The sequence below is a fragment of the Gammaproteobacteria bacterium genome (assembly GCA_030680605.1).
Classification (GTDB): Bacteria; Pseudomonadota; Gammaproteobacteria; order SURF-13; family SURF-13; genus JAQBXX01.
Genome location: JAUXUQ010000009.1, coordinates 1 through 25,720 on the forward strand (window position 1 = coordinate 1; position 25,720 = coordinate 25,720).

The 25,720-nt window shown below is 58.0% G+C and carries 26 protein-coding genes and 2 pseudogenes; 12 read left to right on the forward strand and 16 right to left on the reverse strand.

Annotation, left to right across the window (positions count from 1 at the left end; all coding sequences use genetic code 11):
- The first annotated feature begins 4 nt into the window (after window positions 1-4).
- From Q8L89_04345 to Q8L89_04355, 3 genes are all read left to right on the forward strand, one after another.
- Complete coding sequence (locus tag Q8L89_04345) at window positions 5-247, forward strand: type II toxin-antitoxin system prevent-host-death family antitoxin (GenBank protein ID MDP1708278.1); 243 nt, start codon at window positions 5-7, stop codon at window positions 245-247.
- Complete coding sequence (locus tag Q8L89_04350) at window positions 244-663, forward strand: type II toxin-antitoxin system VapC family toxin (protein MDP1708279.1); 420 nt, start codon at window positions 244-246, stop codon at window positions 661-663. Before Q8L89_04345 ends, Q8L89_04350 begins: the two co-directional genes overlap by 4 nt.
- A gap of 503 nt (window positions 664-1,166) precedes the next feature.
- Window positions 1,167-1,862 carry a hypothetical protein gene (locus Q8L89_04355; GenBank protein ID MDP1708280.1) on the forward strand — a complete coding sequence of 232 codons (696 nt, stop codon included), beginning with the start codon at window positions 1,167-1,169 and terminating at the stop codon, window positions 1,860-1,862.
- 162 nt (window positions 1,863-2,024) lie between these two features.
- On the opposite strand, the gene Q8L89_04360 is transcribed toward Q8L89_04355, so the two are convergent.
- On the reverse strand, window positions 2,025-2,228 hold the full coding sequence (locus tag Q8L89_04360) for a dodecin family protein (GenBank protein MDP1708281.1): 204 nt from the start codon (window positions 2,226-2,228) through the stop codon (window positions 2,025-2,027).
- Between the two features lie 151 nt (window positions 2,229-2,379).
- Here Q8L89_04360 and Q8L89_04365 point away from each other — a divergent pair, with 151 nt between their 5' ends.
- The 3 genes and pseudogenes from Q8L89_04365 (at window position 2,380) to Q8L89_04375 (ending at window position 3,565) form a co-directional block, all read left to right on the forward strand.
- The gene (locus Q8L89_04365; GenBank protein MDP1708282.1) at window positions 2,380-2,775 is read left to right on the forward strand and encodes a TraR/DksA family transcriptional regulator; all 396 of its coding nucleotides are present in this window, start codon (window positions 2,380-2,382) and stop codon (window positions 2,773-2,775) included.
- Window positions 2,776-2,813: 38 nt separating this feature from the next.
- Window positions 2,814-3,316: pseudogene (gene nrdD, locus Q8L89_04370) on the forward strand (anaerobic ribonucleoside-triphosphate reductase).
- The gene (locus Q8L89_04375) at window positions 3,290-3,565 is read left to right on the forward strand and encodes a hypothetical protein (GenBank protein MDP1708283.1); all 276 of its coding nucleotides are present in this window, start codon (window positions 3,290-3,292) and stop codon (window positions 3,563-3,565) included. Before nrdD ends, Q8L89_04375 begins: the two are co-directional and overlap by 27 nt.
- A gap of 231 nt (window positions 3,566-3,796) precedes the next feature.
- Here Q8L89_04375 and Q8L89_04380 read toward each other — a convergent pair whose 3' ends face one another.
- From Q8L89_04380 to Q8L89_04400, 5 genes are all read right to left on the reverse strand, one after another.
- Window positions 3,797-6,175, reverse strand: a complete 2,379-nt coding sequence (locus Q8L89_04380; protein MDP1708284.1) for an ATPase, T2SS/T4P/T4SS family — start codon at window positions 6,173-6,175, stop codon at window positions 3,797-3,799.
- A gap of 656 nt (window positions 6,176-6,831) precedes the next feature.
- Entirely contained in the window at window positions 6,832-7,965 is a 1,134-nt protein-coding gene (gene nadA / locus Q8L89_04385; protein MDP1708285.1) for a quinolinate synthase NadA, read from the reverse strand.
- 73 nt (window positions 7,966-8,038) lie between these two features.
- Complete coding sequence (gene aspS / locus Q8L89_04390) at window positions 8,039-9,832, reverse strand: aspartate--tRNA ligase (GenBank protein ID MDP1708286.1); 1,794 nt, start codon at window positions 9,830-9,832, stop codon at window positions 8,039-8,041.
- 35 nt (window positions 9,833-9,867) lie between these two features.
- Window positions 9,868-10,515, reverse strand: a complete 648-nt coding sequence (locus Q8L89_04395) for a DUF502 domain-containing protein (GenBank protein ID MDP1708287.1) — start codon at window positions 10,513-10,515, stop codon at window positions 9,868-9,870.
- A gap of 11 nt (window positions 10,516-10,526) precedes the next feature.
- Window positions 10,527-10,865, reverse strand: coding sequence for a zinc ribbon domain-containing protein (locus tag Q8L89_04400; protein ID MDP1708288.1), 339 nt, complete (start codon window positions 10,863-10,865; stop codon window positions 10,527-10,529).
- A gap of 264 nt (window positions 10,866-11,129) precedes the next feature.
- Here Q8L89_04400 and Q8L89_04405 point away from each other — a divergent pair, with 264 nt between their 5' ends.
- Together Q8L89_04405 and Q8L89_04410 are read left to right on the forward strand one after the other, a co-directional pair.
- Entirely contained in the window at window positions 11,130-12,950 is a 1,821-nt protein-coding gene (locus Q8L89_04405) for an ABC transporter ATP-binding protein/permease (GenBank protein ID MDP1708289.1), read from the forward strand.
- Window positions 12,951-12,961: 11 nt separating this feature from the next.
- The gene (locus Q8L89_04410) at window positions 12,962-13,816 is read left to right on the forward strand and encodes an SDR family NAD(P)-dependent oxidoreductase (protein ID MDP1708290.1); all 855 of its coding nucleotides are present in this window, start codon (window positions 12,962-12,964) and stop codon (window positions 13,814-13,816) included.
- Between the two features lie 43 nt (window positions 13,817-13,859).
- Here Q8L89_04410 and Q8L89_04415 read toward each other — a convergent pair whose 3' ends face one another.
- Complete coding sequence (locus Q8L89_04415) at window positions 13,860-14,336, reverse strand: cytochrome P460 family protein (protein MDP1708291.1); 477 nt, start codon at window positions 14,334-14,336, stop codon at window positions 13,860-13,862.
- A 93-nt stretch (window positions 14,337-14,429) separates the two neighbouring features.
- On the opposite strand from Q8L89_04415, the gene Q8L89_04420 reads away from it, so the two are divergent.
- Window positions 14,430-14,993 carry a MarR family winged helix-turn-helix transcriptional regulator gene (locus Q8L89_04420; GenBank protein MDP1708292.1) on the forward strand — a complete coding sequence of 188 codons (564 nt, stop codon included), beginning with the start codon at window positions 14,430-14,432 and terminating at the stop codon, window positions 14,991-14,993.
- Window position 14,994: 1 nt separating this feature from the next.
- On the forward strand, window positions 14,995-15,840 hold the full coding sequence (locus tag Q8L89_04425) for a symmetrical bis(5'-nucleosyl)-tetraphosphatase (GenBank protein ID MDP1708293.1): 846 nt from the start codon (window positions 14,995-14,997) through the stop codon (window positions 15,838-15,840).
- 4 nt (window positions 15,841-15,844) lie between these two features.
- Here Q8L89_04425 and Q8L89_04430 read toward each other — a convergent pair whose 3' ends face one another.
- The 6 genes and pseudogenes from Q8L89_04430 to Q8L89_04455 all read right to left on the reverse strand — a co-directional run bounded on the left by Q8L89_04430 (window position 15,845) and on the right by Q8L89_04455 (window position 20,286).
- Window positions 15,845-17,305 carry a hypothetical protein gene (locus tag Q8L89_04430; GenBank protein ID MDP1708294.1) on the reverse strand — a complete coding sequence of 487 codons (1,461 nt, stop codon included), beginning with the start codon at window positions 17,303-17,305 and terminating at the stop codon, window positions 15,845-15,847.
- A 57-nt stretch (window positions 17,306-17,362) separates the two neighbouring features.
- The gene (locus Q8L89_04435; GenBank protein ID MDP1708295.1) at window positions 17,363-17,572 is read right to left on the reverse strand and encodes a DUF2892 domain-containing protein; all 210 of its coding nucleotides are present in this window, start codon (window positions 17,570-17,572) and stop codon (window positions 17,363-17,365) included.
- Between the two features lie 110 nt (window positions 17,573-17,682).
- Window positions 17,683-18,165: a type 3 dihydrofolate reductase gene (gene folA / locus Q8L89_04440; protein ID MDP1708296.1), complete on the reverse strand. Its 483-nt coding sequence runs from the start codon at window positions 18,163-18,165 to the stop codon at window positions 17,683-17,685.
- Between the two features lie 6 nt (window positions 18,166-18,171).
- The gene (locus tag Q8L89_04445; GenBank protein MDP1708297.1) at window positions 18,172-18,966 is read right to left on the reverse strand and encodes a thymidylate synthase; all 795 of its coding nucleotides are present in this window, start codon (window positions 18,964-18,966) and stop codon (window positions 18,172-18,174) included.
- 17 nt (window positions 18,967-18,983) lie between these two features.
- Window positions 18,984-19,763: a prolipoprotein diacylglyceryl transferase gene (gene lgt, locus Q8L89_04450; GenBank protein ID MDP1708298.1), complete on the reverse strand. Its 780-nt coding sequence runs from the start codon at window positions 19,761-19,763 to the stop codon at window positions 18,984-18,986.
- 196 nt (window positions 19,764-19,959) lie between these two features.
- Window positions 19,960-20,286, reverse strand: a pseudogene (locus Q8L89_04455) (response regulator).
- Window positions 20,287-20,381: 95 nt separating this feature from the next.
- Here Q8L89_04455 and Q8L89_04460 point away from each other — a divergent pair.
- Window positions 20,382-22,436, forward strand: a complete 2,055-nt coding sequence (locus Q8L89_04460) for a thioredoxin domain-containing protein (GenBank protein MDP1708299.1) — start codon at window positions 20,382-20,384, stop codon at window positions 22,434-22,436.
- Here Q8L89_04460 and Q8L89_04465 read toward each other — a convergent pair.
- The 3 genes from Q8L89_04465 to gcvPB form a co-directional block, all read right to left on the reverse strand.
- On the reverse strand, window positions 22,431-23,363 hold the full coding sequence (locus tag Q8L89_04465; protein MDP1708300.1) for a carbohydrate kinase family protein: 933 nt from the start codon (window positions 23,361-23,363) through the stop codon (window positions 22,431-22,433). The two genes, Q8L89_04460 and Q8L89_04465, sit on opposite strands and share 6 nt — an antisense overlap.
- Window positions 23,364-23,378: 15 nt before the next feature.
- A complete protein-coding gene (locus Q8L89_04470; GenBank protein ID MDP1708301.1) occupies window positions 23,379-23,759 on the reverse strand; it encodes a diacylglycerol kinase in 381 nt (126 codons plus the stop codon).
- A 232-nt stretch (window positions 23,760-23,991) separates the two neighbouring features.
- Entirely contained in the window at window positions 23,992-25,440 is a 1,449-nt protein-coding gene (gene gcvPB, locus Q8L89_04475; GenBank protein ID MDP1708302.1) for an aminomethyl-transferring glycine dehydrogenase subunit GcvPB, read from the reverse strand.
- A gap of 75 nt (window positions 25,441-25,515) precedes the next feature.
- Here gcvPB and Q8L89_04480 point away from each other — a divergent pair, with 75 nt between their 5' ends.
- On the forward strand, window positions 25,516-25,719 hold the full coding sequence (locus Q8L89_04480) for a DUF2892 domain-containing protein (GenBank protein MDP1708303.1): 204 nt from the start codon (window positions 25,516-25,518) through the stop codon (window positions 25,717-25,719).
- Window position 25,720 lies beyond the last annotated feature (1 nt).

The window sequence follows — 25,720 nt, forward strand, 5'->3', positions numbered from 1 at the left end:
AGCCATGAAGATCGAAATTGGCTCATATGAGGCGAAAACAAGGCTCCCTGAATTGCTGCGGCAGGTAAAAACCGGCAAAAGCTTTACCATCACCAATCGCGGCGTAGCCATTGCGGATTTGGTGCCCAGTCTGGGCGCACGGGTGAAGGACAAGGTTGCGGCGGCAGAAAATCTCAAAGCCTTCATGCGGGCCGATCCGGTGCGTGGTGTAAACATCAAGGCTCTCATCGAAGAAGGGCGCGCGTGAGCTTCGTCCTTGATAGCTCGGTGACCATGCGCTGGTACTTTGGTGACGGCAGGCCACAAGAACTCGCCTACGCCGGCAAGGTGCTTGATGCGATGAAAAAGACCAACGCCCTCGTACCCGTGACATGGGGGCTGGAAGTGGCAAACGTCATTGCCAGAGCGGAAGCGAAAGACCTTGTGACAGAAGCGCGGAGCGGGGCGTTTCTTGAGATGCTGGAAGGCGTGGATATTGAGGTGGACGCGGCCACATTCCAGCACGCGCTGTCTGATACCCTGCAACTGGCGCGGCGCTACAAACTGTCTGCTTACGATGCCTCCTACCTCGAACTGGCCTTAAGACTGGGCATACCGCTGGCCACGCTCGACGAAGATTTGCAGAAGGCGGCAAAGAAAGCTGGCGTGAAAAAGCTTGCTTGAAACTCCAAACATAGTGATAAATAAGGGTAGCGTCCCCTTATCACTCGGTCGCTGGACGCTGCGCGATAAAGACGCGCAGCGCCGTTTAGCTTCACGTTCGGCGTCGCACACATGACCAAACCACAATGAACGCAGTTAACAATCCGGATTACCCAGGAGGTTCTAAAGCGCGGGTAAACCGTGCAGGCGATAACGTTCGCGCCAATATGCCTACGGTCGATGATCTTCAGGTTATTGATGACTGGCGCGCGGCTCACCGGGGCGTCCTTAATACGTTTCAGGCGATTTTGAGAAATCGTACACGTGGCACGCGAATAACCGTCGCACAGAGACATAAACGTAAGTTAACGATCTTCGATAAGCTCACAAGACTTCCGGGAATGAATCTTTCCCGTATGGATGACATCGCGGGATGTCGGCTGATATTCCGTAGCATAAAGTAACTGTATTTATTTCGAGATAAGTTTCATAAAGCCCGCTTCAATCACAAGCATCGAAATGACATTGACAAGTACGACTACATAAAAAGCCCCAAGCCTACCGGTCACCGCGGGGTTCATGATGTGTACGAGTACGATGTCAATTCTGAAGTTGGTAAAAGACTTGCCGGGCTATACGTTGAGATTCAATATAGAACGCTAGTACAACATTCATGGGCCACGGTGGTCGAAGTTATTGGTTTCATTACAGAGAGCCAGCCTAAATTTGAGAGAGGCGACAAACGCTACGAGCAAGCTATGGCGCTAGCAAGCGAAATTCTGGCTAGGGCTTATGAGAGTATGAAAGGGCCATTTCCTGCGCTGGAAGATCGTGAAATTGTAAAACAATTTCTTGCGCTCGATAACGAACTTTCAATGTTAGATACGTTGCGCGGGCTTAATGCGGCGGACAAAGCCATGTCGGACAATCGCAACGCGATTCTAATCTTTTCAGAATCAGGTGAACTTGAAATCAAGACATTCCGAGACTCTACCGATGCCGTACGTGCATTGTTCGAGCTTGAAAAGCAGATGCCTGGCCAAGATATCGTTCTGGTGCGCGCGGATACCAGTGACGAAGTGAGGTTGGCGTTCAAGAACTACTTCTCTGACGCGCGTGACTTTATTCGTATGGTTGAAGATGGGTGCGAAAAGCTCACAAAGGTCAGGCAACTTGTTCACCCCGCTCGTAGGCTAAAGAAGAAGAAGAAGCGTACATAATTCACGAACTTGCTTCTTCGCAGGAGATCGACCGGCTGGTTAGGGCCGAAACCGGCTATGCGCTAAAGGCCCTTCGACTTGTTTCAACACTGATCAGCCAGCCATCGAGGAAGCTTGGCGCACACGCAGATTCCGGATACCCTTTTTATTCGATACTAGTCACTAATCGAGCAGAAAGGTGATGCTGGCATTGATGCGGTATTTGGTGATCTTGTTGCCTTCCACCTTGGCCTCAAAATTCTTGATGTAGATTGACTTGATGCCATGCAGAGACTTGGAGGCGCGCGCGACGGCCTGTGCCGCTGCGTCTTCCCAGCTTTTTTCAGACTCTGCGAGCACCTCGATTACTTTCAGAACGTCCGGCATGGTGCGCTCCTCGTTTCCCGTGGTTGTATTTTATATCGTGATTGTAATATATCCGACGAAGGATGGAAGGAAATTGATCTATATCAAACTCGCGCGGAGAATATCTGGAGTATCTTAAGCAAAAGTATCTTCGAACCAAGGAGCAGCGCCCATGTCCACCCTGACCAATGCCCAATTGAAGCAACTCCGGCAACTGCTGAACAGCCGCCTCACTGAATTGCTCGAGGAGGTGCGCCAGGAGATGATCGCCTCGGGCGATCAGCACTATATCGACCTCGCCGCAGGCGTGATGGACGTTGGCGATGAATCCGTGGCGGACATGCTGACGGACATGAATGCCGCTCTTTTCGACCGTCATATTCAGGAAATACGCGATGTTGAAGCGGCACAACTGCGTATGGCCGACCTGAGCTACGGTGCGTGCATCGACTGTGGCGCCACGACCGGCTACGACCGGCTCGCGGCGTATCCGACCGCGAAACGCTGCTACGAATGCCAGAGCCAGCACGAAAAGCGCTATGCCCACGAGGCAACGCCGCGCCTTTAGCGATAGCGTCCCGCGCGGCACCTGCGCTCGTGCAGAGCCAGGTCGTCAATTTCTTTTACACCCTGCAGGGCGAGGCGGAGGGGGCGCAGGCCTTTTCCAATTTCGACACGCTGCTGGCGCCGTTCATCAGCTACGACGGCCTGGCCTACGCCGAGGTGAAGCAGGCGTTGCAGGAATTCATTTTCAACATCAACGTGCCGATGCGCGTCGGCTTTCAGGCCCCCTTCACCAACATCACGCTGGATTTGCAGGCGCTGAACTATCTTGCCGAACAGGGCGTCATCATCGGCGGTAAATTGCAGGACACCCGGTACAAGGATTTCCAGCGGGAAATGGACCTGTTCAATCGCGCGTTGTTCGAGGTGATGCTGGAGGGCGACGCCGCCGGCAGGGTATTTACCTTCCCCATCCCGACCTACAACATCACCAAGGGATTTGACTGGGACAATCCGAACCTCGACGGCCTGTGGCGCATGACGGCGTGCCGTATTTTTCCAACTTCGTCAATTCCGGCATGAAACTGGAAGACGCGCGCAGCATCGGGCTGATCATGAAGTCCGGCGTTGATTACGAATTTCGCACGACCGTGGTAAAGTCACAACTGGATATCACAGACATCGCAAGCATGGCGCGGCTGATTAAAGGCGCGCACCGGTATATCCTGCAGCGGTTTGCCAGCGGTGAGGTATTGGACCCGGCCTTTCGTGACCGGCAGACCTGTTCCGGCGCGGAGTTCGAGCAGATGCGGCGCGCCGTGCAGCCGTTTGTGGCACACTGTAGCGTGCGTTGAGTGCGGGCCGCAATGGGGAGGTGTGCATGGATATCGACGTGATCCAGGAGGTCTGCCAGCACTGCGCGCGCGGGCCATGACTTGATCAAGCTCGCGCGGTAATACTCAACGCCCGCATGCTCCGCTATGCCGATCTAGACAAGGGCATCATATTGCCCATGATGGAGAGGCAGTCATCCTCGATGTGCTCGGCGCATCCGTGCCCGCGCATATGTAAAGATTGGCAACCTGCTAATTGCACACGGTGCGAATCTGATGGATATCAGTGTTGCCTTGCAGGACTTTCTCTATCCCGTCCTGCTTCAGGGTGCGCAAACCCTCGGCAAAGGCCGTGTTTCGCAGTTCCTCTACGGTTGCGCGCCTCTGGACCAGTCGCTTAATCGTGTTGCTGCCGATAAGCAGTTCATGCAGGCCAAGACGTCCCTTGTAGCCGGTGTTTCCGCATTCTTCACAACCGCATGCCTTGTAAAGAATAAACTCACCCTTAACGGTGTAGGTGCTTTTCCAGTGTTGCAATACAGTGGCCGGATCGATAGGCATGTCCAGGCAATATTCCTGCAACAATTCATCAATTTCGTCACTGCTTGCGGTGTAGGATTCTTTGCATTTTTTACACAAGCGCTTGGCGAGTCGCTGCGCCAGAACGCCCAATAATGCATCGGAGAAATTGAAGGGATCCATGCCCAAATCGAGGAGCCGCACGACACTTTCCGGGGCGCTATTGGTGTGCAGGGTGGAAAACACAAGATGACCTGTAAGGGATGCCTCAATGCCGGTTTTGGTGGTCTCGGCATCGCGCATTTCGCCGACCATGATAACGTCTGGATCAGCTCGCAAGAATGCACGCATCGCAGCTGCAAAGGTTAATCCAATTTTTGTATTTACCTGCACCTGCCGCAGTCCTTGCTGCGTGATCTCGACGGGATCTTCCGCAGTCCATATCTTGCGCTCCGGCGTGTTGATGTAGCTGAGTACGGAGTGTAGCGTAGTGGTTTTGCCTGAGCCTGTGGGACCGCATATCAGAAATAAACCATGCGCCTTGACAGCGATATTTTTAATGGCTTCCAGGAGTGTTGAGTTAAGTCCAAGATCATCTATGGGAACCGGTTTGGCCCCGGCCAATAGTCTCATCACCACGTCTTCCATGTTCCTGGTGGTTGGTATGGTGGCCACACGTAATTCTATTTTTGCCGGGCCAAATTGCTGAAAATCGATCTTGCCATCCTGTGGCTTGCGCCGCTCGGAGATGTCGAGCCCACACATGATCTTGATCCTGGAGACCACGGCATTTCTATAATTAGCTGGAATTTCAAAATAATCAGACAGCGTGCCGTCGTTGCGAAAACGGACACGGGTATTTTGTTTGCCTGGGTAAGACTCAATATGGATATCGGAGGCTCCCTGTTGCAGGGCGTCCATTATCATTTTGTTGACTAGCCTGACGAGGGTGTTGTCAGATTCCGCAATGGTCTCATCAGGTTCGTCGTTGTCAGATTCGGACACCAGTTGTGATGTGAGTTCACCAATATCCCCGCCGCCTCCGTCATAACCATAAAAATTATCTATCGCAAGAGAGAGGTCTTCCTCGGTTGCCATGACAGGCTCAATCGCTAATTTTGTATAGAAACGTAATGCGTCCAATGGCTCCCACTTCATGGGATCCGATACGGCTACCACTAATGTTTCTCCCGCCCGGTACAGCGGCATAATCTTGTGCTTGCGCAGGATATTTTCGGGGATCAGCTTAATGACATTCGGGTCAACATTGAATTTGCGCAGATTGACAACCGGAATGCCAAGCTTTCGCGCCAGCGCACGTTTGATGGTGTCCCTGTCCACAAGGCCCATGTTGACCAGAATTTCACCCAGGGGCATTTTGCGGTCTTTCTGCTGGCCACCCAGTGCCTCATCCAGTTGCTGCTGGGTAACCAACTTCTCGTTAACCAGCATTTCACCCAATTTCAGGCTGGGCTTGCTCTTCTGCTCTTGTAGCGCCCGGATGATCTGCTCTCGTGTGACGAGTTGTTCGTCGGCCAGGTAATCACCTATGCGCTGGTTGCGCAGTTGCTGTTGTTTCTTCAGACCGAGATCAATATCTTTTGAAGTCGCGGACTTTTCCTTGACGAGCAACTGGCCTATGGGTGTGCCAATCTGACAGTTTTTAATGGCATGGCTGGGGATGAAGTAGCGAATGATTTTCCCTTCACGGTTCAATATGAATAAATATAGGCCGGCCTTTTTCCGGATGGACCCCATGGTCTCACCAGTAAGCTTGTCGCCGTCCGTAAACTCTATATTGCATTTTTGCTTGTCTGAGCCAGAAATTACCTCATCCCCAAGTTGCGTCTTGAGCAGGTCATCCTGTTTTTTTGGGGGGAGTGGCTGGGCCAATCGCAGGTATTTGAGGCTGTTCAGGTCAACGGTGGAGTTGGCGCCGGATTCGCTGGCGCGTATTTCAAGCGCTGATTCATCAGGGGAAAAGCGGATCAACTCACCTGATATTTGTTTGCCATTGGCAAGAAAGGCGATACAGGACTCGGGGGCATCGCCAGCTGCCTTGGGCGGCAATGTAAAGTGCAGTGGGGTGGGCCAATTCACTTGTTTTGTCATGACATTGTCCATGCGAATGGAGGATGTGTGCCTGCAGTTATACACGAACTCGAGGGGCCAAGCCTTGTACTGCAGCGTCGCCAGGGCCCAAATCGGTCTGCCCAGCCGAGGCCCTGGTGGCGGCAGCGGCTATTTTCGTTAATTGTGAGCTCTAGTTTTGGTGACGACATATGGCGGTCTTGGTTGAGGTGGCGTATATGCCATGGTTTCTTGTCGGCAGCATGGTGCTTATACAAGTCACGTTAACATTTTATTGCGTCGGGCCTGGCGCATTATTCGGGACTTATCGGAACAGGTAGACGACGTAACGATGTTCTTGATTGCGCAGTGGCGTGCACTGCAGGCAGGGGCAGCGCGTTGCAGGGCCTGCTGGATCAAAATCTTCCATCTATTTATTAAGCATCCCGTAGTTCGACACGTTTTCCGGCTCTTTCGATTTCATCGGCAAGCGGGAGTGGCGTGTCGAAATAGTAGCGCTTTTCAGGAAAATAGGAAAGTCCCGTTATAAGGAGCTTCCGGCCTCGGGTTGAGTTCCCGGCTGATCCATTTGCCGGTCCCCGTGTGTGTGCGTCCCCGCCAAGGGTGCCTCAGGGCGACGTGAGGTTTGCAGCAGTATCCCGCGTATCAGCTGACAGTACGGTTTTGAAATGCTGCGGTCATGTCGCTGTGGTCGGGGTTCGGGGTGACAAGGGGCTGACGGCCAGCATGCGCTCCACCGCGCGGCGCGCGGCGTGGATGATGCTTTCATCCACTTCAACTTGCGGTGACAGGGTTTCGAGGGCAGTCAGTATTTTTGGCAAGGTGATGCGCTGCATGTGGGGGCACAGCACGCAGGGCCGCACAAAATCCACGGCGGGATTTTCTACGGCGACATTATCCGCCATGGCGCATTCGGTCACCATGACGACCTTCGCTGCGCCGGAGTTTTGCACATCACGAATCATGCCGGAGGTGGAGCCGACAAAATCGGCTTCGTCGCAGACCTCGGGTGGGCACTCAGGATGCGCCAGCACGCGTACGCCGGGGAATTGTTCACGCAAGGCACGGATCTGGTCGGGCGTGAAGCGCTCGTGCACCATGCAGGCGCCATGCCAGGCGATGATTTCGACAGCGGTTTGTCGCGCGACGTTGGCGGCCAGATAGCGGTCGGGCAGAAAGATGACGCGTTGTACACCAAATGCGCGCGCCGCCGCTTCGACCACGCGCGCCGCATTACTGGAGGTGCAGCAGTAGTCGGATTCCGCCTTCACTGCGGCGGAGGTGTTCACATAGCTCACCACCGGGACACCGGGATAGCGCTGTTTGAGGAGGCGCACGTCGGCAGCAGTGATGGATTCGGCGAGCGAGCAGCCCGCCGCAGTGTCGGGTATCAGCACGGTGCGTTCGGGCGCCAGCACCTTCACCGTCTCGGCCATGAAGTGTACGCCACACATCACCACCACCGGCGCATCCTCCTGGTTGAGGGCGGCCGCATACTGGGCCAGTTGCAGTGAATCACCCACCTTGTCGGCCACGCCATAGGCGATCTCCGGCAGCTGGTAATTGTGCGCCAGAATGAGTGCGCGCTTTTCCTGTTTGAGCTGGTTTATGCGGTAGATGAGTGGCGCCTTGAGCAGCCAGTCCACGTCGGCGATCAGGCCGTGCAGTTGCTCCCACACCGGCTGGGTTGCGTGCGCAACTTCATCGGTGAACTGATCGTCGCGCCAGGTCAGCACCGGTGCCGTGCCACGCCCACCCTGCGCTACGCGGGTAGTGATTGCAGTAGGCGCTGTGGTTGCGGTGGGGGTCATTGCTCGTATTCCCGGGCCGATAAGCATTTGACCCAAAAGCTAGCGTGTCAGTTCAGGCTACGGCACTGTGCCGTCAGGTTGCGGCAGGCCTGGGCTGACGGTCATTCGGGCGCAATTGGATAGAGAGTTCACGCAACTGTGCTTCCGAGGCGGGCGATGGTGCGCTGGTGAGCGGGCAGGCGGCCGTCTGTGTCTTGGGGAAGGCCATCACCTCCCTGATCGAGCTGGCGCCGGCCATGAGCATGGTGAGGCGATCGAGCCCGAAGGCGATGCCGCCATGTGGCGGGCAGCCGTATTGCAGGGCATCAAGCAGGAAGCCGAATTTTTCCTGCGCCTGCTCATCGCTGATGCCCAGCAGGCGGAAGACCGCGCTCTGTATTTCGGGCCGGTGAATACGTACCGAGCCGCCGCCAAGTTCGGTGCCGTTCAGCACCAGATCATAGGCGCGCGACAGGCATGCACCGGGGTCACGCTCCAAGGCACCAATGTCATCCACTGCGGGCGCGGTGAAGGGGTGATGCAATGCCTGCCAGCGCTGGTTGTCTGCATCGTGCTCGAACATCGGGAAGTCCACCACCCACAGCGGCCGCCAGCCATGTTGTAGCAGGTTGCAGTCGTGGCCGAGCTTGATACGCAGCGCGCCGAGTGCGTCGCAGACAACCTTGGCCTTGTCGGCACCGAAGAAAATGAGATCACCGTCGGCAGCGTGTGTGCGCTGCATGATCTGGCTGATAACGGTGTCCGGCAGGAATTTGAGGATGGGTGATTGCAGGCCATCACGGCCCTTGGCCCATTCGTTGACCTTGATGTAGGCAAGCCCCTTGGCGCCATAAATGGTGACGAACTGCGTGTAGTCGTCAATCTCCTTGCGCGTGAGTGCGCAGCCGCCCGGCAGGCGCAGTGCGGCTACGCGTCCGGCGGGGTCATTGGCCGGTCCGGAGAACACCTTGAATTCAACATCGCGCATGAGGTCGCCGATATCCACCAGCTCAAGCGGTATGCGCAGATCAGGTTTGTCGACACCATAGCGCGTCATGGCATCGCGCCAGGTCATGCGCGGGAATGGTTTGGGCAATGCGATCTCGAGTGTTTTCGCGAACAGCTCGCGCATCATGTCTTCCATCAGCGTAGTGATGGCGTGTTCGTCCATGAAAGAGGTCTCGATGTCGATCTGGGTGAATTCCGGCTGTCGGTCGGCGCGCAGATCCTCATCACGGAAGCAGCGGGCGAACTGGTAGTAGCGCTCCAATCCCGACATCATCAGCAGTTGCTTGAACAGCTGTGGTGATTGCGGCAGCGCAAAGAAGCTGCCCGGATGAGTGCGCGAGGGCACCAGATAATCGCGCGCACCTTCGGGCGTAGCCTTGGTGAGCATCGGTGTTTCGATGTCGAGGAATCCATGCGCATCGAGAAAACTGCGCAGGGTGCGGGTGATGCAGGCTCGTAGCTGTAAACGTCCCAGCATTTCCTTGCGGCGCAGATCGATATAACGATAGCGCAGGCGGGTTTCCTCGTGCACGCCCTCCTCATCGAGCTGGAACGGCAGTGGCTGGGCGGCGTTGAGTATTTCAACTTCCACGCTCAATACTTCAACCATGCCTGTCGGCAGGGAGGTATTTTCCGTGCCCGGCGGACGTTTGCGCACGCAGCCCTTGATGCGCAGTACGTATTCGTTGCGCACGCGCTCCGCCAGCCTGAAGGCCTCGACCTGCGCCGGGTCGAAGACGACCTGCACCAGTCCCTCGCGGTCGCGCAGGTCGATGAAGATCACGCCGCCGTGGTCACGCCGCCGGTGCACCCAGCCACAGAGGGTGAGATTCTGGTCGAGCAGGGCTTCGTTAACCTGCCCGCAATAATGGCTGCGCATGACGGGGTTCCTGATAATGTAGGGGCAGCGCGGTCTCAGGCGCCGGGTGTGGCGACCGGTGCCGTGCTGCCAAGGGGTTTGGTACGCGGGCCGGGTACGATCACGCCCATCGAGATGATCATTTTGAGCCCTTCGTCGACGCTCATGTCGAGCTCGATGGTGTCTTGCTTCGGCACCATGAGAAAGAAACCCGAGGTCGGGTTGGGCGTGGTGGGCATGTAGACATTGACCACCTCGTCACGGGTTTTGGTCTGTGCCTCACCTACCGTGGTGCCGGTCTGGAAGGCCACAGTCCACAGCCCACGGCGCGGATATTCGATCAGCAGCACCTTGCGGAAGGACTGGCCGCCGGGCGCAAACAGCGTTTCAGAAACCTGTTTGGCGCCGGAGTAGATGGAGCGTACCAGCGGGATGCGCGCAAGCAGACGCTCCCAGGCATCTACCAACTGTTGCCCGAAGAAGTTGGCAACTACGATGCCGGTGACCAGCACCACAGTGATGGTAAGTACGACCCCGAGGCCGGGAATGTGCAGGCCGAGAAGGACATCCGGATGATAGGCGGCGGGCAGCAGCAGCAGGGTGCGATCCATGATGTCTACCATGAGCTTGATGACCAGCACGGTAACCGCGAGTGGCACCCAGATGAGCAGGCCGGCGATGACGTAACGACGCAGATGTGACATGGTGCGCGAGGTCAGGCGGCAGAGTCGGTGCTGGGCGCCGACGGTTTGGCCGTGCTGTCAGCAGCGGACTTTTCGGCCGGCGTCTTGGTGGCTTCGGCAGTGTCGGAGTTTGTACTCGCTGGCTTCTCCGACTCAGATTTCGCAGGATCGGCGGGTTTTTTCTGCCCTGCGTGTTTGAAGTCGGTCTGGTACCAGCCGCTGCCTTTCAGGTGAAAGGAAGGCGCCGAGAGCAGTTTGCGCAGTGTGGGTTGGCTGCAGGCGGGGCATGCGGCGGGCGGGGCGTCACTGAATTTCTGCATTACTTCAACGCGGTGTCCGCACTGGGTGCATTCATAGTCGTAAATGGGCATAGGACGGGCCGCAGTTGCGTGTGTCGATTAAATAAACAGGTGATGAGAAAAGTTATTGCCGTATTATACTCTAAAGAAAGCCCCGGAAAATCCTCAGGTTGAGCTTTTCGGGGGCGGCAATAGAGGCAGGCCGGGCTTTTGCGGGAGCCGCCTTGCAGCCGCAGCCACAATGGAGCACGAGCGGGCCGCATATGGGCCACAACCACGATAGAGTGCGGGTAAGCCCGGAGACCCTCTCCGGCCCAATGGCGCGACGATAACAGCATGCACGGTTTTACCACCCCACCACCCCCCCCGGGGCACCGCTCTGACTGGAAGACGGTGCGCAGCCTGTTGCCCTACCTGTGGGAGTTTCGGGGCCGGGCGCTGTTTGCCATTGGCTGCCTGATATTAGCCAAGTTCGCCAATGTGGGCGTGCCGCTCATGCTCAAGGAGATCGTGGATCGGCTGGATGTGGCGCATAACCCGGTGCTGGTGTTGCCGCTCATGTTTGTGCTGGGTTATGGCCTGTTGCGCCTGAGCGCGGCATTGCTGGGCGAGCTGCGTGATGCCGTCTTCGCCAAGGTGACGCAACGCGCCATCCGTCGCATCGCGCTCAAGGTGTTCCGCCACCTGCATGCCCTGGCGCTGCGCTTTCATCTGGATCGGCAGACCGGCGGGCTGTCGCGCGACATCGAGCGCGGCACGCGTGGTATCAGCTTTCTGCTGTCGTTCATGCTGTTCAATATTCTCCCAACATTGCTGGAGATAACGCTGGTAGCGGCCATCCTGCTGGGGAAGTATTCGGCCTGGTATGCGCTGGTGACGTTCGGCACATTGGCGATGTATGTTGTATTCACGCTGGTCGTTACCGAGTGGCGGTTGAAATATACGCGCGCCAAGAATGAAATGGATTCGAAGGCGAACACGCGCGCCATTGACAGTTTGATCAACTATGAAACAGTCAAGTATTTCGGCAACGAAGAGTACGAGTCGCGCCGTTATGACGAGAATCTTGCTGCACTGGAGCGTGTGTCAGTCAAAAACCAGACCTCCATGGCGCTGCTGAATTTTGGCCAGAGCGCGATCATCGCAGTGGGCGTCACTGTGTTGATGTGGCTGGCGAGTGCCGATGTGGTAAGCGGCGCAATGACCCTCGGTGATCTGGTGCTGATCAACGCCTTTTTGTTACAGATATTTATCCCGCTCAATTTTCTGGGCTTTGTCTACCGTGAGATAAAGAATTCGCTCGTCGACATGGAGCGCATGTTTGGCCTGATGGCGGTTGAGACTGACATCAAGGACAAGCCCGATGCGACAGCACTGGCCGTGGGTGACTGCCGCGTCCGCTTTGAGGGCGTGAGCTTCGGCTATGACATGGAGCGCAATATCCTGTCCGATGTTGATTTTGAAATTGCCCCCGGCAGTAAGGTAGCTGTAGTAGGGCCGAGTGGGGCCGGCAAGTCTACACTGGCGCGGTTGTTGTTCCGCTTCTACGATGTCAGTGCGGGTCGCATCATGGTCAATGGTGTTGATATTCGTGATGTCAGTCAGGCCAGCCTGCGTGCGGCCATCGGTATCGTGCCGCAGGACACAGTGCTGTTCAACGACACTATTTATTACAACATCGCCTATGCCAAACCCGAGGCATCGCGGGAGGAAGTCGTGCATGCCGCGCAGCAGGCGCATATCCACGACTTTATCGAGACCTGGCCCAAGGCGTACGACACGGTCGTCGGCGAGCGCGGGCTCAAGCTTTCCGGGGGCGAGAAGCAGCGCGTCGCGATCGCGCGTGCGATTTTGAAGGGGCCGCAGATTCTTATCTTTGACGAAGCCACTTCGGCGCTGGATTCACGTTCGGAGCGCGCCATTCTCTCGGCGCTGGATGAGGTTGCTGCCCGCCATACCACACTGGTGATTGCGCACCGCCTCTCCACGGTGATAGATGCCGACGAGATACTGGTGATGGAGCACGGCCGCATTGTCGAGCGTGGCACACACCGCAGCTTGTTGGCGCAGGCTGGGCATTATGCGCATATGTGGGCGTTGCAGCAGGAAGAGCGGCGCAGACAGAGTGAACAACAAGCCGTACCCGATGCGGGATGAGTGTTTCCAACATGACAGGTGCCAGTGCGCAAACCATTCTGATTACAGGCTGTTCCAGCGGTATCGGCCTGTGCCTGGCGGAAAGCTTGCATGAGTTGGGCCACCGTGTGTTTGCCACGGCGCGTAAACCCGAAGATGTGGCCCGTCTTGCGGCACAGGGTATCGAAAGCCTGCAACTCGATCTGGACGATTCTGTTTCCATACGTTGCGCCGTGGACGAAATTCTGCGGCGTACCCACGGGCGCCTGGATGCGCTCATCAATAATGGTGCCTACGGCCAGTCCGGGGCGGTTGAGGATTTGCGGCGCGAGGTATTGCGCGCCCAGTTTGAAACCAATTTGTTCGGCTGGCTGGAGCTGACTAACCTGCTGCTCCCGGTCATGCGCCAGCAGGGTCATGGCCGCATCATCAATATCGGATCGCTACTGGGTTTTGTTGCCCTGCCTTACCGTGGTGCGTATAACGCCAGCAAGTATGCGCTGGAAGGCCTTACCGATACCCTGCGGCTGGAGTTGGCGGACACCGCCATCCATATTTCCCTCGTCGAGCCCGGCCCGATTAGCAGTCGCTTTCGCGCCAATGCTTTTGCCAGCTACCAGCGCAACATTGACGCCGAGCACAGCGCGCACCGCGAGCGTTATGCTGCACTTGAGCGGCGCCTGACCCAAGCCGGCCCGGTGGTGCCTTTCACACTGCCGCCCGAGGCCGTGCTGCGCAAGGTGCTGCATGCGCTGACCAGCCGCCGCCCGCGCTTGCGCTACTATGTCACCTTCCCGAGTTATCTTTTCGCCGTGCTGCGGCGGCTGTTGTCTGCACGGATGCTGGATAGGATATTGTTGCGTGTTGCCGGAGGTGAGCAGCGCTGAAAAAAGCCCTCCCGTGGGAGGGCCAAGATGCAGGGCATCGCTCTTAATTACGCGGTTGGCTGAAAACAAAACCTGATTTTTCCTGCGGTGCATGACAGGCGAAGCAGGACTTGCCGCCATCGGTGACCAGACGCTGGTCGTGACTGTTGCCGGCGAAGCCTTCAAAGCCCCAGCCGCCCGTCTCCTTGTAGCGCTTGGCGTTGCGTTGCATGACGCCCACCAGTTTGCGCTCACCTTCCTGCAGGGCATGGCCACCCTCGTTGTATTGCAGTAAATCAAACACCAGCACGGCACCATCGGCATAATTGCCGGTTTTCAGTCCCTGTTGAGCCTTCTTGTTGGCGTATACGTGATGGATGCCGCCGAACGGATTTTCCAGCGCGTGGCCGGGCTGAATCACCATGCTTTTGACGTGATGCCAGTCTCGATAGCCATCCGGGTAGCTTACGCCGGCATCACCCGCCCAGACGGCGGTACACATAAGTCCGGCAACCAGTACAGCGGGAATACGGTAGTTCATGACGGGAGCCTCCTGTATTATGGTATCGAGTCGATACTATAAGACGGGACATCAGCGTTTGTCAATACAGTATGGAGGCGCTACTATATCGCCATGAGCGGACTGCGTGACTATGAACTGGTGGAGCGTATCAGCAACCTGCTGCGGGTCGAGTTGCGGCAGGAGGGTGCGAAGCATGGTCTGCAACCGGCGCACCTGCAGGCGCTGGCGTATTTCGCGCGCGCCAACCGTTACAGCAATACCCCGGCAGCGCTGACTGACTACCTGGGTGTGACCAAAGGCACGGCCTCGCAGACCCTGATGGTGCTGGAGGGGCTGAGGCTGGTGACCAAGCGCGAAGACAAGGATGACCGCCGCGTTACCCGCGTGGCACTGACCCCCAAGGGCAGCAGTCTGCTGGATAAGCTGTTGCCACCTGCTGTCTGGGGGCGTGCCAATGCCAGTCTCGGTGTGGCGGCAACACGCCAGATAGATGAGGCCATGGTAGAACTGCTGCGCGCCCTGCAAGTGGCCAACCAGTCACGCACCTTCGGCGTCTGCAATACCTGTACCCACCTTCTCCGGGAGGGTGGCAGAAAATTCCGCTGTGGTCTGACCGGGGAAGCGCTGGATAACGAGGATATCAGCCTGATCTGCCGCGAACATGCCGTAGGCTGAGATGGCGATATATGCCATAGGTGATGTGCAGGGCTGCCATGTTGAACTGCAGGCTCTGCTGACGCATGTGGAATATGCGCCCGGGCGTGATCAGCTCTGGTTTGTGGGTGACTTGGTCAACCGCGGCCCGCAGTCATTACAGGTGCTGCGCTTCGTCAAGAATCTTGGCCCTACTGCCCACTGTGTGCTCGGCAATCATGATCTGCATCTGCTGGCCGTGGCGGCAGGGTGCGAGCGTTACCGGGACAGCGACACCTTCGCCGATGTGCTGGCCGCGCCAGACCGCGATGAGTTGCTGGACTGGTTATCTCATTTGCCGCTGCTGCACCACGATGCAGCGACGGGTTTCACCATGATTCATGCCGGCTTGCCACCGCAATGGGATTTGGCGCAGGCCAGTGCCTGCGCCACCGAGGTGGAAACCGTGTTGCGTGGGCCAGCACGCGAGGCGTTTCTGCGCCAGATGTATGGCAGCGAGCCGGATAGCTGGTCGGATGCATTGAGTGGTATGTCCCGGCTGCGGTTTATCACCAACTGCTTCACCCGGTTGCGTTATTGTGACGCGCAGGGACGCCTTGCGCTGCAGGTGAAAGGGCCGCCGGGCAGCCAGCCCGCGCCCTGGCTGCCGTGGTTCGAGGTGGCGGAGCGGCGCAGCCGCAATCTGAATCTCGTCTTTGGCCACTGGTCAACGCTGGGGGTGTCCAGCGCACCCGGTGTGCATGCGCTGGACACCGGCTGTGTATGGGGTGGCAGCTTGAGTGCACTGCGTATCGATGGACGGGAGCACAGCCGGGTGCACGTAGCGTGCGGTACACAGCGCCGCCCCCTGCCAGCCAACACAAAGTAGATTCTTAATGTAACACTGCGACCAGTGCGGCGGACGCGGATACGGCATCCTGCTGTTGCAGCGTGTGGCTGACCAGATAGGCCTTGTCATCCTTGAAGGCGACGTAATGCAGCCCTTCGCTGCCATCAAATCTGACGCTATTGAGAATCAGGTCGTACGGTGGGCCCGGGGTGCCGTCCACCACCACATACATTGTGGTGCCCGCCAGGGCACGGTAGGCAACATGTTTGCCGTCCGGACTGAAGGCCGGACTTTCCTCGCCGATGGCATCGTAGCCCTGTTGCTGCTCGCCATCCACGACCGCGAATACCTTGTCGCTGGCGCCTGCGCGATAGGCGAAGCGCGTGTTGTCCGGGCTGAAGGGCTCTGCCAGTGCGCCGATGTAATCGTGCGTGGCATAGGTTTTGCCATCCATCACCAGCAGGTGCTTGTCGCCGCGCTTGCCGACAAAGGCGACATGCTTGCTGTCAGGGCTGAAGGTCAGGCCGCCGATAGTGATGGTGTCGTATTTTCCGCCGGGCTGGTCATCCATTACGATGTAGTACTGCTCGTTGTGCTGGGCGATAAAGGCAATGTGGCGACTGTCGGGGCTGAACTGTGGCAAGGCACTCTGGATGCTGCCGTGGGCGGAGCCTTCCTTGCCATCCAGCACGACAAACTGACGACTACCCCGTTCAGCGATGTAGGCCACGTGTTTGCTGTCAGGGCTGAAGACCGGGTGGATGGTGTTGATACCGTCATAGCGCGGTTGTTCCTTGCCATCAATGACCGCAAATTCCTTTTCATTCAGCATGGCGCGGTAGGCCACCCGCTGTCCATCCGGGCTGAAGCTGAGGGTGTCTTCGCCGATGGCGTCATACGGGCTGCCTTCAGTGCCATCGACGACAACAAACTCTACCGGTGCTCGCCCTGATTCTTGCCGGCGCGCGACATAACCGATACGGCGACTGTCGGGGCTGAATACGATGGAGCGAATGACAATACTGTCATAAGGTTTGCCCGCCACCCCGTTGATGATGACCGAGATATTGCCGTCGGCGGTCATGGCCTTGTAGGCGACACGTTTGCTGTCCGGACTGAACAGCGGACTGACCAGCGCCTCGTAGGGGCCTTCTTCCTTGCCGTCGATTACGGCATACCATTTACCCTTTTGCTGCGCTATGTAGGCTGTGCGCCTCCTGTCAGGGCTGAAGAAGTTGGCGTATACCCCGATGTCGTCGTAGGCCTTGCCCCTGGCGCCGTCCAGAATCACCCGTTGTTTATTGCCGTCCTGCAACACATAGGCAATATGTCTGCTGTCGGGGCTGGCCCGGAATGAGCTCTGTTTCCAGGCGCGGGTGTTGATATTGTCTACCAGGACTTCCGTAACCGCCTGTGTGGCAGGCGCAGCAGACGTCGCATCCGCAGCGATAGCCGCGGATGCGAGTACGGACAGAAATATCACGACACAGGATGTGCGTAACACAATACCACCTCTGCAGCAGTTCGGACAGCGTTGAAATGCAGCGTCCAGCGTCTCAATTCACTCGTGCGTGCATTGTCCCGCCGGGCAGGTATTGATGCCCAGCAACTTCCAGGCTGGGCACCAGCGCACGGCGGCGGTGGCGAGTGGTATGAGACCGAGCAGCCCCCAGTAACTTGCGTTGCCTTCCAGAATAAATAACAGTGACAGCAGCGCAAGACCTAGGATGATGCGGATGAGTCTTTCGGTGTTTCCGATATTGGCCTGCATGAGACACCTCCGTGACCTGATGTAGTGGATGGGCGTGGCTATTGCGGTCAGCTTTGTAACATTTTCAGCATAGCGCCAACAGTAAGGCGGGGCAAGGGCCCTAAGGGTGGTCAGGCCCGCTCCAGCGTTAAAAAGCTGCAAGCATGCGGGTTCTCTGTATCCGCCGCATGCTCTGTGCGCTCGGTCTCTACCCAGGCATCGGTGTCAAAAGGGGGGAAAAAGGCATCGCCGTCAAAGTCGCCATGCACACAGGTGAGGTAGAGGCGCGCGGCATGCGGCAGAAACTGGGAAAAAATATCCGCCCCACCCAGCACCATGATTTCGTCACTGCCTCCGGCCGCCGTCAGCGCCTCGGCCACCGAGTGCACCACGCGGCACTCAGGCGCGGTGTAGGTCGGATCGCGGGTGATGATGATATTGGTACGACCCGCGAGCGGCTTGCCGAGCGACTCGAAGGTCTTGCGTCCCATCAGTACCGGCTTGCCCATTGTGACGCGGCGAAAATGGCGCATATCGGCGGGCAGTCGCCACGGCAAGGTGTTGTGCTGGCCGATGACGCGATTACGCCCCATGGCGGCGATGAGCGAGATCATGCCGTATCAGATCGCCACCGGCGCCTTGATGGACGGGTGGGCCTGATAGTTTACGATTTCAAAGTCATCGAATGTGTAATCAAAAATAGACGCCGGTGTGCGCTTGATGACAAGCTGTGGCAGCGGGTAGGGTGTGCGCGTCAGTTGTAGATCCACCTGCCCAAGGTGGTTAAGATAGATGTGGCAGTCGCCGCCACACCAGATGAAATCACCTACCGCAAGATTACATTGTTGCGCCACCATGTGGGTGAGCAGTGCGTATTCGGCGATGTTGAACGGCACGCCGAGCAGGGCGTCGCACGAGCGTTGCGTGAGCTGGCAGGAGAGCTTGCCTGCGGCTACGTAAAACTGGAAAAATGCATGACACGGCGGTAGCGCCATATGAGGCAGCTCACCCACGTTCCATGCGCTCACTATCAGGCGCCGTGAATCCGGGTTGGTCTTGATCTGATGGATGAGCTCGCTGATCTGGTCGATGCGGTCGCCCGCTGCGGTTTTCCACGCCCGCCACTGTGCGCCATACACCGGGCCGAGTTCGCCGTCAGGGCCGGCCCACTCGTTCCAGATGCGTACGCCATTGTCGTTGAGATATTTGATGTTGGTGTCGCCACTCAGAAACCACAGCATTTCATGGATAACGGACTTGAGGTGCAGCTTCTTGGTGGTCACCAGCGGAAAGCCGGCCTCGAGCGGAAAGCGCATCTGGTAGCCGAATACACTGAGCGTACCAGTGCCGGTACGATCCTCCTTGCGAATGCCGTGGGTGCGGATGTGCCTCAGAAATTGTAGATATTGCTGCATGGGGAAATCTTACCCGATCACGTCCTGCGCCGGGCAAATAACAGCATGCCTGCACCCGCGAGCAGCATGGGCAGCGATAACAACTGGCCCATCGTTACCCAGCCAAGCGCGAGATAGCCAAGATGCGCATCCGGCAGGCGCACAAATTCGACTGCAAAGCGAAACAACCCGTACAGCAGGAGAAACATGCCGGACACTGCCATTACCGGGCGCGGCTTGGCAGAATACAGCCACAGGACAATAAACAGCAGCACACCTTCCAGCGCCACCTGATACAGCTGAGACGGGTGGCGCGCCAGCGGACCGCCACCGGGGAAGACCATGGCCCACGGCACATCGCTCACCTTGCCCCATAACTCACCGTTGATGAAGTTGCCGATGCGCCCGGCGCCGAGACCAATGGGCACCAGTGGCGCAACGAAATCCGTCAACACAAAGAAGCCAAGTCGCAGCTTGCGCGCATACAGCCACAGGGCGAACAGCACACCGGCCAGTCCACCGTGAAACGACATGCCGCCCTGCCATAATTTGAGGATATTTAACGGTTCGGCAAGATGGCTCGCCAGATCGTAAAACAGGATGTAACCGATACGCCCGCCCAGCACCACGCCCAGCGCGCCATAAAAAATGAGGTCATGGACATGCTGGGGCGTGAGCGCCGAGCCCGGTTGCCGGGCACGGCGCATACCGAGCCACCAGGCCGCAGCAAAGCCGGTGAGGTACATGAGGCCGTACCAGTGAATCTTGAGCGGTCCCAGCTGCAGGGCAATGGGATCAATGGCGGGATAGGTCAGCATGGACTGGAATTATGACTCAGCCGGCCGGCGGCGTGAAGTGGAATACGCGTCAATCGCAGGTGACATTATGCACTGCTGGGCTCAGGCAGACGTGGGTGGGCAGGAGGAGTGCTGAAGAGCAGGCGCACCCGGGTGCCAGCCCGGCAATGGCGGGGGGTATCCCGAAACGGTTGTCACCGCGGGCCTGCACCTGCGGGCGTGACTCCAGCTCCTGCAATGCAAACGGCTTGACCAGATAATCATCCGCCCGCTGTCGAGCCCCTTGAGCTTGTCCGGGAGCGTATCACGCACAGTGAGCCTCAGAACCGTGGTGGATTTGCGCCCGTCATGGCACAGTTTGCGGCAGATCTCGGTGCCTGTCAGCTTGAGATCAAGCACGATAGCGTCGTAGTTATTGACAACCGCGAAATGCAGGCCTGTGACACCATCACCGGCGGTGTCTGTGACATGTCTCCTCGCTTGCCAAGGAAGTCGCGAACATTAGCTGCGATATGGGGTTGTCTTCTATAATCAGGACGCGCATGTTTACCCCGCATGCGTGTTACCCATGCAGGCGGGGCGAGCGCCCAAGCCCAAGCGTATAGTTAACTATAAGGTAGTACGAAAAGGTCAATGACCATGACAGCTCCGTCCGTAAACCGGCTGGCCCATGAAACCAGCCCCTATTTACTACAGCATGCCCATAATCCGGTGGACTGGTATCCATGGGGGCAGGAGGCGTTGGCACGTGCACGCCATGAGGACAAGCCGATATTGCTATCGATTGGATATTCCGCATGTCACTGGTGTCACGTGATGGCGCATGAGTCATTTGAAGACAGTGCCACGGCTGCTGTCATGAATGCGTTATTTGTGAATATCAAGGTTGATCGCGAGGAGCGCCCTGACCTTGACCGCATATACCAGGAAGCCCACCGCCTGCTCAACCGGCGTGGCGGCGGTTGGCCGCTCACCATGGTGCTTGCCCCCGACAGTCGCACGCCGTTCTTTGGGGGTACCTATTTCCCGCGTGAGGCACGCTATGGGTTACCAGCGTTTGCGGATCTGCTGCAACGCATCGCAGGCGCCTGGCAAGACCAGCGTGACGAGATTGAGGCGCAAAACAAGACTCTGCTGGCGGCGCTTACAGTAGTTCCGACACAGTGCGGGCAGGTGCAACTCAGCGCGGCACCACTGGCAGCCGCACGGCAGCAGCTGGGGTCGAGTTTCGATGAGCGTCACGGCGGCTTTGGTGCTGCGCCAAAATTCCCGCACCCACCACACATCGAGCGCCTGCTGCGGCATCAGGCATACAGCAGCGAGCCGGATCCTGAGGCGTTGCACATGGCCACCGCCACATTGCAGGCGATGGCGCAGGGCGGCATCTACGATCAACTCGGTGGCGGTTTCTGTCGCTATGCAGTCGATGAACGCTGGTTGATTCCACACTTTGAAAAAATGCTGTATGACAATGGCCTGCTGCTCGGGCTTTACGCACAGGCTTACGCACGTACACAGAATGACTTGTTCAAGCGCATTGCCATAGAAACCGCGCGCTGGGTAGTGCGTGAGATGCAGGCCGCCGAGGGCGGCTATTACTCCGCGCTCGACGCCGATTCGGAAGGTCACGAAGGGAGGTTTTACGTATGGACGCGGGAGGAGGTGCATGCCCTGCTGGATGAGCAGGCGTATGAGGTCATCGCGCGCCGCTTCGGGCTGGATCAGGCGGCCAATTTTGAAGGCAATGCCTGGCACTTCTACGTGGCGGAGGACAGCACCGCCATCGCGCGCGCTTTGAATTTGACCGAAGCACGGGTGGCGGAAATTATGGAGCTGGCGCGCAACAAGCTATTCACCGTGCGCGAGGCGCGCGTGCGCCCCGGGCGCGATGATAAAATTCTTACTGCGTGGAGCGCGCTTATGGTCAAGGGCATGGCGTTGGCAGGGCGTCTACTCAATGCGCCTGCGTGCATCGTCTCTGCTGAGCACGCCCTCGACTTTATTCGCACTACGCTCTGGGTCGATGGCCGACTGCTTGCCACCAGCAAGGATGGCCGTGCCCATCTGTCGGCCTATCTGGATGATTATGCATTTCTGCTGGATGCGCTGCTCGAGATGTTGCAGGCACGCTGGCGCAGCAGCGATCTGCATTTTGCGATCGAGGTGGCCGATGCCATGCTGGCGCATTTCAGTGACAAGGCGGATGGCGGATTTTTCTTCACGGCGGACGATCACGAGCAGCTGATTCAGCGGCCCAAACCGTATGCTGACGAGGCGACACCGTCCGGCAACGGCATTGCGGCCCAGGCGCTGGGGCGACTGGGCCATCTGCTGGGGGAGCCGCGCTATCTGGAGGCCGCCACGCGCACGCTTGAATCTGCCTGGGGGGAGATTGTGCGCATGCCCTACGCCCATGGCACCTTGCTCAGCGCGCTGGAAGATCATCTGTCACCGCCGCAGATGGTGATTCTGCGCGGCGATAGCGAGGCTATGCAGCCATGGGTGGAGTATTGCCGGGAAAATTACGCGCTGCGGCGACTCTGCTTTGCCATACCTGCTACCGAACAAAATCTGCCCGGCATACTGGCGCAGCAGTGTGCGGATACAGGCGTCACGGCCTATGTGTGCGAGGGCGTAACGTGTTCGGTGCCGCTTAAAACGCAGGCGGCGCTGGCGGCAAGGCTGGCGCTATAGCGCGTAACCGAAATTTTCCTTGAAACGCGCCGCAAATTCATCGCGGCTGTAACTGTGGTTTTGGGTGCCCGCCCACTCTACCTTGATGGCACCCATGAGTGCCGCCACCCGCCCGGTGGTTTTCCAGTCCATGCCGTTCATCAGGCCGTAGAGCAGGCCGGCGCGGTAGGCGTCGCCGCAGCCCGTGGGATCAACGACTTTACTCACCTTCGCTACCGGAATTTCCAGGTGGGTGCTGTCGGCATAAATGCTGGAGCCTTTGGCGCCGTGGGTAACAATGAGGGCATCGACGAGCCTTGAGAGTTCTTGCAGCGATTTTCCGGTGCGCTGCTGCATGAGCTGCAGTTCATATTCGTTGAATGCGGCCCAGGTCGCCTGTTGCATGAAGGTCATCAGCTCCTCACCGTTGTACATGGGCAGGCCTTGGCCGGGGTCGAAGATGAAAGGGATTGCGGCGGCGTGGAATTGCGCGGCATGTTCGATCATGCCCTCGCGGCCATCCGGGGCAACAATGCCGTGGGTTACCCCGGTCGCATCAGTCACACGGTTGGCATGGGCAAAGTTCATGGCGCCAGGATGGAACGCGGTAATCTGGTTGTCGTCCATGTCGGTGGTGATGAACGCCTGTGCGGTGTAGCTATGGTCAATGAGTTTGATATGCGTGCTATTGATGCCGCAGCGACCGAGCCAGTCCTCATACGGCCCGAAATCATTGCCAACCGTACCCATAGGTAATGCCTTGCCGCCAATCAGGCTGAGGTTGTAGGCAATGTTGCCAGCACAGCCACCGAGCTCGCGTCGCAGCTCCGGTACCAGAAAAGATACGCTCAGGATATGAACCTGCTCGGGCAGGATGTGGTTTTTGAACTGGTCCTTGAACACCATGATGGTGTCGTAGGCGAATGAGCCGCAAATCAGCGCAGACATATAAACCTCTTATAGTTAAAAATGCAATCGATCCAGCAGCACCAGCGCCCAGATCAGGGCTGCGTTGACAAGGGTGAGTAGTACCGCACCCGAGCCCATGTCCTTGGCGCGTCCGGCGAGCGTGTGCTGCTCGGTGCCGATGCGGTCGACGACGGCTTCGATGCTGGAGTTGATGACTTCCGCAATCAGCACCAGCATCAGGCTACCCAGCAGGAGAGCACGTTCCGTGCCATTATCACCCAGCCACAGTGCAAGTGGCGCCAACACGGTGAATAATGCCACTTCGAGCCGGAATGCGGCTTCGTTTTGAAATGCCGATTTAATGCCTGCCAGTGAATATCCGAAGGCGCGGATAAGGCGTGCGATTTCACCACCTTTCGATATTTTATTGTTCATGGCTGGGTGCTTGCATGGTTGACTGACGCAAATCAACACGTTGAACAGGGAGATAAAAGTGTAACACAGTGGAGGGTGCAGTCAGTTAACGCGCAGGCCAGAGGCCCTGTTACGGTGCTACCCGATACTGAATGCTCGAGGTGCCTTCAGAGAGGCATGTCAGGCGGGTGAGGTACTTGCCCGCTGTTCCCGTATTACGCAATCAGATACCGGCGGTCTTTACCGGGGCCGGTTACGGTTTCCAGGCGAGGTCGAGATCACGCGCTGCCTTTACATCATCGAGGCGGCGTACCGGTGTGGTATAGGGCGCCCCCTTGACGGTAGCCGCCGATGTGCGAGCTTCGTCCAGAATTTTTTTCATGGCGTCGATGAAGCCGTCCAGCTCTTCCTTGCACTCAGTCTCTGTCGGTTCGATCAACAGGCATTCCGGCACCAGCAGCGGAAAGTAGGTCGTGGGGGCATGGTAGCCATAGTCCAGCAAACGCTTGGCTACATCCATCGCGATGACGCCGGTCTCATCCTTGAGCTTTTTCAGGGTAAGAATGAATTCGTGTGTGGCGCGCCGATTGGCATAGGCGGCGGTGTAGCCTGCCTGGGTGAGGCGGGCCATCAGGTAGTTGGCATTGAGAGTCGCATAGTGGGCGACACGGGGCATGCCTTCACGCCCGAGCAGGCGCGCATACACATAGGCACGCAGCAGCACGCCCGCATTGCCCATGTGGGCTGACAGTCGGCCGATGCTTTGCGGGCAGTCTTTTTCGGTGAGCCAGCGGTAATGGCCGCTCGCTTCCTTGCCCACGATGGGGATGGGTAGAAAGGGTTTCAGGCGCTCGCTCACGCCCACCGGGCCAGCGCCGGGGCCACCGCCACCGTGTGGGGTGGAGAAGGTCTTGTGCAGGTTCATGTGGATGACGTCGAAACCCATGTCGCCGGGTTTGACCAGTCCGAGAATGGCATTGAGGTTGGCGCCATCGTAATACAGCAAACCACCTGCGTCGTGCACAATGTTACGTACATCCAATATGTCTTTTTCGAACACGCCGAGTGTCGAGGGGTTGGTGAGCATCAGGCCCGCCGTGTGCGGGCCGACGGCGGCGCGTAACAGCTCCAGATCGATGTCGCCGTCGGCGTCGGTCGGGATCTCGCGCACCGTGTAGCCGCACATGGCGGCAGTGGCGGGGTTGGTGCCGTGGGCGGCATCGGGTACCAGGATTTCGGTGCGTGCCGTGTCGCCACGCGCATCGTGATAGGCGCGGATCATGGCCACACCGGCGAACTCGCCCTGCGCGCCCGCCATCGGTGTGAGCGAGATGGCCTGCATGCCGGTGACGTCTTTCAGAATTTCCTGCAAGTCATACATGCAGGCGAGATAGCCCTGGCTGAAATTCTCCGGCGCCTGCGGGTGACGGCCCGTAAAGCCCGGCAGCAGCGCGAGTTTGTTGCAGGCGCGCGGGTTGTACTTCATGGTGCAGGAGCCGAGCGGGTAAAACTGGGTGTCGATGGAGAAGTTCTTCTGCGACAAACGGGTGTAATGGCGCACCACCTGCATCTCAGACAGCTCCGGCAGCAGCGGGCGCTGCGTGCGGCGCAGGTGTGCGGGTATGCCGCTGACCGCCGCCCTGGTGAGCGGCGACTGCGATGCATTGAAGCGACCGGGTTGTGACTGTTCAAAAATCAGCATGGTGTGTTCGCGGCCAGCTTGACCGCACTCCTGATGGCGCGTAGTGTGCTTAGTGGTTAATGGAGGTTATCTATCATGACGACTGATCGCATCGTGCTCGCCTTTGCAGGCAGTGTTATTCTTGTCAGTCTGGTGTTGTCGCAATGGCACTCGCCTTACTGGCTCTGGGTTACTGCATTCGTCGGGGCCAATCTGCTGCAAACCGCGTTCACGGGATTCTGCCCGCTGGCCAGAATCCTGGTCGCCTGCGGCGCCAAGCCCGGCCCCGGCTGCATGTAGG